7 protein-coding genes are annotated in these 7,534 nt (G+C 60.3%); 3 read left to right on the top strand and 4 right to left on the bottom strand.

Annotated features, from left to right (window positions below; all coding sequences use genetic code 11):
* The first annotated feature begins 181 nt into the window (after positions 1 to 181).
* On the top strand, positions 182 to 640 hold the full coding sequence (locus tag ACXWUF_RS15270) for a hypothetical protein (protein ID WP_458495513.1): 459 nt from the start codon (positions 182 to 184) through the stop codon (positions 638 to 640).
* 112 nt (positions 641 to 752) lie between these two features.
* On the opposite strand, the gene ACXWUF_RS15265 is transcribed toward ACXWUF_RS15270, so the two are convergent.
* The 4 genes from ACXWUF_RS15265 to ACXWUF_RS15250 form a co-directional block, all read right to left on the bottom strand.
* Positions 753 to 1,820, bottom strand: a complete 1,068-nt coding sequence (locus ACXWUF_RS15265; RefSeq protein WP_458495512.1) for a substrate-binding domain-containing protein — start codon at positions 1,818 to 1,820, stop codon at positions 753 to 755.
* A 30-nt stretch (positions 1,821 to 1,850) separates the two neighbouring features.
* Positions 1,851 to 2,912 carry a PstS family phosphate ABC transporter substrate-binding protein gene (locus tag ACXWUF_RS15260; protein ID WP_458495511.1) on the bottom strand — a complete coding sequence of 354 codons (1,062 nt, stop codon included), beginning with the start codon at positions 2,910 to 2,912 and terminating at the stop codon, positions 1,851 to 1,853.
* A gap of 25 nt (positions 2,913 to 2,937) precedes the next feature.
* Positions 2,938 to 4,446, bottom strand: coding sequence for a porin (locus tag ACXWUF_RS15255; protein ID WP_458495510.1), 1,509 nt, complete (start codon positions 4,444 to 4,446; stop codon positions 2,938 to 2,940).
* 485 nt (positions 4,447 to 4,931) lie between these two features.
* Positions 4,932 to 5,648 carry a hypothetical protein gene (locus ACXWUF_RS15250; protein WP_458495509.1) on the bottom strand — a complete coding sequence of 239 codons (717 nt, stop codon included), beginning with the start codon at positions 5,646 to 5,648 and terminating at the stop codon, positions 4,932 to 4,934.
* 344 nt (positions 5,649 to 5,992) lie between these two features.
* On the opposite strand from ACXWUF_RS15250, the gene ACXWUF_RS15245 reads away from it, so the two are divergent.
* Both ACXWUF_RS15245 and ACXWUF_RS15240 read left to right on the top strand, forming a co-directional pair.
* On the top strand, positions 5,993 to 6,889 hold the full coding sequence (locus ACXWUF_RS15245; RefSeq protein ID WP_458495508.1) for a response regulator: 897 nt from the start codon (positions 5,993 to 5,995) through the stop codon (positions 6,887 to 6,889).
* A 128-nt stretch (positions 6,890 to 7,017) separates the two neighbouring features.
* Complete coding sequence (locus tag ACXWUF_RS15240; RefSeq protein WP_458495507.1) at positions 7,018 to 7,371, top strand: hypothetical protein; 354 nt, start codon at positions 7,018 to 7,020, stop codon at positions 7,369 to 7,371.
* Positions 7,372 to 7,534: the final 163 nt, after the last annotated feature.

The raw sequence follows: 7,534 nt of genomic DNA, 5'->3' as shown, positions 1-7,534 counted from the left end.
CCACCGAGGAACTCAAGCGCCGCATCCTCTCCTTCATCAAGGTCTTCAACGAGACCTTGGCCAAGCCCTTCCGCTGGACTTATGTCGGCAAACCCTTGATGGCGTAGGTTATCGAGCTTATTTCAGGCGGGGTGTACTAGGTCAATGGGATGAGGCGTTGCGAATAAGGGAAACGGAAGAGTTGCCAGTTTACGAAAAGTTCGGTGACGTGCGCGCGAAAGCCATAGCCAAGGGGCAAATCGCCGATATTCTTGAAGCGCGAGGTCAATATGATGAGGCGCTACGCATCCGTAGACTGGAAGAAATGTTGGTATACGAGAAGCACGGCGATATCCGATCAAAATCGACGGCTCTGTTCAAAATAGCCCGGATCGAGTTAGCACGAAACCAACCCGCCGAAGCATTCAGGCATTTGTCCGAGGCATACGGAATTGCAGAAAATTTACGGATTCCTGATGGCTTAGCGGCGGTGGGCGAATTGTACGGAGAACTCCTGCTCCAATGCGGCGAACAGGAAAAAGGCTTGGCCGTGCTAAATACCGCCCTGCAAGCCGCCATCCAATTAGGGTGGAACGAAAACGCCAACCGCTTGCGAGAGCTAATCAACCAACTCCACGCCGTCCACGACTCGGGAAGCTAGAGCTTCCAAGACCGGGTTCCCAAGCCGAAGCTTGGGAACCAGCAAGCCCCAAAAACAAAGAACCCCGCACCAGTCGGGGTTCTTTCATTTCAACAAGACCAACAAGCCGCGCTTACTTGCCACCCATCGGCGTCATCTTCTTCGCCGCCGCCGCGACCTTCTTCCGCTCGGCGTCCGGCAGGGCGATCAGCCCCTTGTCGGCCAAATAGCCTTCCGGCCCGAATGCCTTCTCGCTGGTGAATTCCGCCACATACGCCTCGATGCCCGGAATCACGCCCGCGTGGGCCTTCTTCACGTAGAAGAACATGGGCCGCGAGATCGGATACTTGCCCGCCGCGATTTCCTCGTAGCTCGGCACCACGCCGTCCACCGGCGCCGCCCGCAGCTTGTCGCCGTTGCTGTCCAGGAAACTGAAGCCGAATACGCCCAAAGCGCTGGGGTTGGCTTCCAGCTTCTGCACGATCAGGTTGTCGTTCTCGCCCGCTTCCACATAAGCGCCGTCCTCGCGCACGGTCATGCAGACGTTCTTGAACCAAGCGTCGTCGGTTTCCTTCTTGGCCTTGATCCACGGAATCTGCGCACAGCCGCCTTCCAGCGCCAGTTCGGCGAAAGCGTCACGGGTGCCGGAGGTGGGCGGCGGACCCAGTACTTCGATCTTGGTCTTGGGGAATTTCGGGTTGATCTGATCCCAGGTCTTGTAGGGATTCTCGACCAGCGCGTCGCCGTCCGGCTTGGCCGGGTCCGGCACCCGCTTGGCGAGGGCCAAATACAGTTCTTTGCGGGTCAGCTCGAACTTGTCCTTGGACTTCTTGGATTGGGCGACGACGATGCCGTCGAAGCCGATCTTCACTTCCACGATGTCCTTCACGCCCGCCTTTTGGCAGGCGTCCAGTTCCGACTTCTTGATGGCCCGCGAGGCGTTGGCGACATCCGGGTACTGCACGCCGACGCCGCTACAGAACAGCTTGATGCCGCCGCCGGTGCCGGTGGCCTCGACCTTCGGCGTCTTGAACTTGCCGCCCCTGCCGAATTGCTCGGCCACCACGGTGGAGAACGGGTAGACGGTGGAGGAGCCGACGACGCTGATGTAGTCGCGTCCGCCTTCGGCTTGAACCGGGCCGCTCAGCGTGGCGGCTATCGCTAAGGCGGCGAACAGCGCGGGCTTGGTTGTTTTCATCATGGTTAGCCTCATTGTTAAGTGGGGTGATTTTCAATCATTGGTTAGCAGCTTGTCCGCCTCTTGCTGGCGGTCCTCCGCCGTCAGGGGAATCAAGCCTTTCTTGATTAAGTATCCTTGGCTACCCGCCGCCTGGTCGCTCCCGAATTCGGCCACATACTCCCGAACGCCAGGAATCAGGCCGATATGGGCTTTCTTGACGTAGACATATAACGGCCTGGACAGCGGGTATTTGGCGCTGTAGATGGAGGCATAGTCCGGCTTCACGCCATCGACCAAAACCGGCGTGATTGTACCCGCGTTCTGTGCCAGGAAGTTGTATCCAACAATCCCGACGGCGCTGGGGTCGGCCTGTAATTTTTGCACGATGAGGTTGTCGTCCTCGCCGGTTTCGTTATAGACGCCATCGCTGCGGAGGGTCCGGCACAGGTGTTTGAATTCCTCCTCGTCGCGGCTTTTCAGCACCTTGATCCAATCGACCGTCTGGCAGCCTTCCTCCAGCGCCATTTCGGCGAAGGCGTCGCGGGTGCCGGAGGTCTTCGGTGGTCCCCAAATCTTGATGGCGACGTTGGGCAGGGCCGGATTGATCTGGCTCCAGGTCTTGTAGGGGTTGTCCACCTGCTTGTCCCAACTCGGCCAGTCAGGATCGGGCACCGATTGGGCCAGCGCCAGGAAGATTTCCCGCCGCGTCAATTTCATCGGCTTGCCCTTGTCGGCGGTCGCCAGCACGATGCCGTCGTAGCCGATCTTCACTTCCGTGATGTCGCTGACGCCGAACTTCTGGCAGGTCTCCAGCTCGGTTTTCTTCATGGGGCGGGAGGCGTTCACGATGTCGGGATATTGGGCGCCCACCCCGTGGCAGAATTTTTTGATGCCGCCGCCGGTGCCGGTGGATTCCACCTTGGGCGCCTTGAATTTGCCGGTGGCGCCAAGGCGTTCGGCCACGGCGCTGGCGAACGGGTAGATGGTGGACGAGCCGACCACCTGGATATAGTCGCGCCGGTCGTCGGCCACGGCGTGACCGGCCAGACCGAGCGCCGCGATTCCGGCGCCGAGCGCTAGGATTGTCTTGTTCAGGGTTTGGATAAACATCATTCGGGCCTCGATATCCGGCTTGCGATCAGTAATTCCATTGCAACTGGAAGCGCAGCAGGTCGGCGTTGACTTGCGCGAGGTTGCTGACGTTGGTCCGGTCCATATTGGAATAGGCGGCGACCAATTCCAGTTCGGGGATGGGCTGCCACTCGACGCCCACCTCGGTCTCGTCGAGATTGACATGGGGCGCGTTGGTGGCGAACTTCTCGGCCCCGTCGTAGTGCTGCCATTTGACGTAGGGAATCCAGGTGCCGAAGAAGTGATCGACCTTATACATGGCCTGGACGTAGCCGCCGCTGAGCGTGCCGGTCTTGATGCTCTTCATGTCGTCCGACAATTCCGGCGAATGCCCCCAGTTCCATTCCGCCTGCAAGCCGAACGGCTGCGGATACAGCACCGCGTGAACCCCGACCCGCTCGTCGCTCAAGCCCTTCCGGTTGCCGCCCTTCTTGGGGTCGAAGGAGTTCTTGGTGTCGTCGCCCTTGACGATGACCGTCTTGCCGGTCGGATCCTTGAGGTCGCCGGTGCCGGGAACGAACCGGCCCGTGTAGGCGGACACGCCGGTCTCGAAGATCTGGCCGTTGCTGAACTTGAAGGGATAGGAGACGCGGCCAATGACGTGGAATTGGTCGTTGAGTTCGAAGCGGTTGGCGCCCTGGCCGTTGTACACGCCGAAGCCGACCACGCCGTAATCGCCCGACCCCTTGAGTCCGCTCTTGACCAGATATTTGAACCGCTCGCGGATTTCCTCCGGCGACCAGTACATGAACAGGCCGATGTCGCGCTCGTCGCGGGCCGCCGTGTTGACGGCGTCGGCGCGGTCGAGGGCCAGCCGGTTCTGGCTGGACTGGAGGATCTCAAAGCCGAAGGGAATCTTCGATTGGCCGGCCCGGACGCGGTACTCCTGGCTCTTGTCGAAGAAGATGTCGGCGTAGGCGTCGCGCAACTGCACGTAATGCCCCGCGCTGGCGCCCGTGACGGCGAGGTTCGAGGCGAAGTCCGGTTGCAGGTAGATGGACAGGTGGTCGGAAATATCGCCGGAAATGATGAGCCGGGCGCGGCGGATGAAGAGATTCTGGTTGTTCTGGATGGAGCGGTCGCCCGGCGAGGCCAGATCGACATTGTCCCCGGACAACGGCTGGCTATAGCGGAATTGGGTGTAGCCGCGCAGGCTGACGCGGTCGAACCAGCCAGCGGGGGCCGGGTCGCTGGAGGGCCGCGCCTGCGCCACTTTGTCGATTTTCTGCTCGACCGTCTTGAGGCTGGCTTGTTTTCTATCCAGGCGGGCCTCGACGGCTTCGAGTTCGGCCTTCTTCTTGTCGAGGCTGGATTCGAGTTCCTTGATCTCGGCGGGCGAGGCCTTGGGGGCCGTATCATCCACCCGCTGAAACTCGCCCAGCCGGACGCGGTTCTTGCCGGGGGTCGTGTAGACCTGCTGGGTCTTGGTGTCTACGTACAACTCCAGTGCCTGGGCCGAAAAAGACGCGCAGCCCAGCAGGCCGAGCGTGCCGAGGGAAAGTGCGTGGCGAATCATAAAAAAATCCCTGCTCCATATAAAAGTGCGCGAAATTGAGCCGTCGTCACGGTGGCGGGGTGGCTCGAATCGGTTGACGGCCAGTTTGGTGGCCGTGACCGGATCGCCCTGGCGGGCGCTTTTCCATGCGCGGATTAGCTATCGGCATGACAACAGCCCCGCATTGCAAACGCGCTACGAATATATTTCAGAATGATTACTGAAAAATTACGGGAATATTACGAAACGATGACAAGCGGATTGGTGGCCGGAGATTGGCCCGACTGGATGGGAAAAACGAGGCGCGGCGATGGCGGGACTTGAGGAACGAGGCTGGCCTTACGCGAACGCAGGAACAAGGCGAACATCGGCCTTCGCGCTCCGGCTCGGATTGGGTGGGGAATTGGGAGACTGTTTGGGAAGGCCGCGCCAGATTCAGCGCGGCGGATGTTTCAACACCGGGAGATTATCCGGCGGCATGGGCGGCGGCGAAGGAGCTAGGCGACTCAAATTTCCGTGCTGGACGTCACGCCCAAGGAGGCCCAGCAGGAGGCCGACACGTTCTGGCTTTGCGCCGTTTCGGCGGGATCGACCACCGCGCCCACCATCGCTTCCTTGGTTTCGGGATCGACCAGCACCTCGCCATTCTTGTCGGTCTGAACCAGGCCGTAGAACTCTTGTTCCTGAATGCCGACGAACCGCCGCATGGGATAACCCCGGCGGTGCATGAGCCTGCCGTTCAGCACCATGGTCGCGCCTCTGGCGTCGTAAACTTCGATGTCCTTGCTTTCGTCCTCCAGCTTGAACTTCTTACCCAGCTTGCCGGGCCGTAGGCTCGTCCATGGCTTGCCGGTGTTGCCCTGGTGGACATAGACCTTGTAACTTCTCTTGCCCCATAACCGGTATTTTCCATTCTTCTTGCGGACCCGCCGCGCCTCGCGGACCAAGACCCGCGACCTTAGGAAGCCATCCTCGGCGGAAGCGGCCTCGAATTCTGGGTCAGCGCTGGCCTTTTCCTGCGCGGCCGCCTGACTGGTCACCAGACAGGTGGCGGCGCTGGCCTGGGCCATGACCGAGCCACTGCGCAAGGTCAGGATGACCGGCGGGGCGAAGGCGCTGCTTTTGACGAGCTTCCGGCGCGTCGCCGAGACGCCGCCGGGCGGGCGTTGTGCTGGACCGCGAGTTCCGCTGTCGCTTGGGGGATCCGGTTGATTGGTGTCCATGCTTGTCCTTTTGCGTCGATGTTGGCGATCCTGCGGGCGGCCCCAAGGCCAAGCTGCCTGGATCGGGGCGCGATGCTTGGCCAGGCGGGGCGTTGCCCTTGGCGGACTTATCGTCGGCGATGGCGGGGCGGAGCCGCAATGCGTGGACTTACCAGCCATCGAAAGGGGTAAATCCATAAAAACCCGTGACGTTTCCCGTCAGGCTTTACTAAGCTTTACGCTGAATAGGACGTATGCAGAAACGCGATTCGTCCCCCCGCCCAGAGGTAGAGGGAGCGCGATGCGTAAGTCCTATTTAATTGACGGTTTGCATCCACACACATAGCCATCCGAGAACCCCCAACATGGCGCGTTCGCACATCCTGCTGGTCGAGGACGAAGAAATCATCGCCACCATCATCACGGAGATCCTCGATTCGCAAAGCATCAAGGCCACGGTGGTGACCGACGCGGAAACCGCCTGGTCCCTGCTGCGGCGCGGTGGCCATCGTTTCGAGACCATCCTGCTGGATCGGGAACTGCCGGGGATGGGCGGGGTGGAGTTGTTGCGGCTGCTCAAGTCCACGCCCCAACTCAGCCAAATCCCCGTGGTGCTGGAGACCGCCGCCAGCGACGCCGACAGCATCCAAGAGGGCCTCAGCAGCGGGGCCTATTACTATCTCACCAAGCCGTTTCAGCCCAATGTCTTGCTGGCCATCGTCAACTCCGCCGTGACCCATTACCGCGAGTTGCGGAAGATGCAGGAGGACGTGGAGAAAGTGGAGCGGACGCTGCTGTTCTTCGAGTCGGGCCGACTCCGCTTCCGCACCCTGGCGGAAGCACAAATACTGGCGAGCGGTCTCGCCAAGGTGTGCCCGGAGCCGCGCAAGGTCATTCTTGGCTTGCAGGAGCTGATGATTAACGCGGTGGAACACGGCAATCTGGGCATCTCCTATCAGGAGAAGACCGAACTGATTTTCGCCGACGCTTTCCTCAAGGAATGCGAGCGGCGGCTGGCCCTGCCAGAGAACCGGGATAAAACCGTCGAGGTGATGTTCGACCGCCAGCCCGATGGGTTGAGCTTCACCATCCGGGACCAAGGCCACGGGTTCCAGTGGGAAAAGTATCTGGACTTCGACCCCGAAAGGCTTTTTGATCCCAACGGGCGGGGCATCGCCCTGGCTTGCAAGCAGAGTTTCGATACCGTGACCTATCTGGGCGATGGGAACACGGTGGTGGCAACGGTGAAGCTGCCCGGCTGATTTGGAAGCCCCGCGTTAGGCTGGCCTTGTAGCCTAAAGAGCCTGTTTCGGGCCTCAACTTGGACGACGACGGCAGCTTTAACCCCGGTGCTATACTGCCGCCCCATCCTACCAACGGACACTCCGCCATGGGCGTCACCGCTCTTCACATCTATGAACAACTGACCGAGGCGCCCGACGAGCGCACCAAGGCGAAAGTCATCGCCGAAGCGTTCGGCCAATTGGAAGAGCGCTATCCCCACCTCAAGGAAATCGCCACCCAGGGCCATGTGCGTGAGAGTGAGTTGCGCCTGCAAAAGGAGATCGAGGGCGTCCGGCTCGAAATCAAAGAGGTAGAACTGCGGCTACAAAAGGAAATCCGCACGGTGGAGGTGAAAATCGCCGAGACCCGCGCCGACCCGATCCGCTGGGTGGTGGGCGTCGGCCTGTTGCAAAGCACGCTCATTATTGGCGTCCTGCTCAAAGTGGCCCATTTGATCTAAGCGCATTTTCACCTTGATAGTAGGTGTGATGTAGGTCGGGTTTTAGCCCGACGCCGGGGAGGATCAGGCCAGCCATTTCAAAGTGGTTTACCGAGTTGGCGAAATCAGGTTATGTAAGCCCATGATTTTGCTATTGCCTGTGTCAGCATTAGCAGCACCTTAC

It is taken from the genome of Methylomagnum sp. (assembly GCF_054333355.1).
This window is presented reverse-complemented; position numbering and strand designations above follow the sequence as displayed.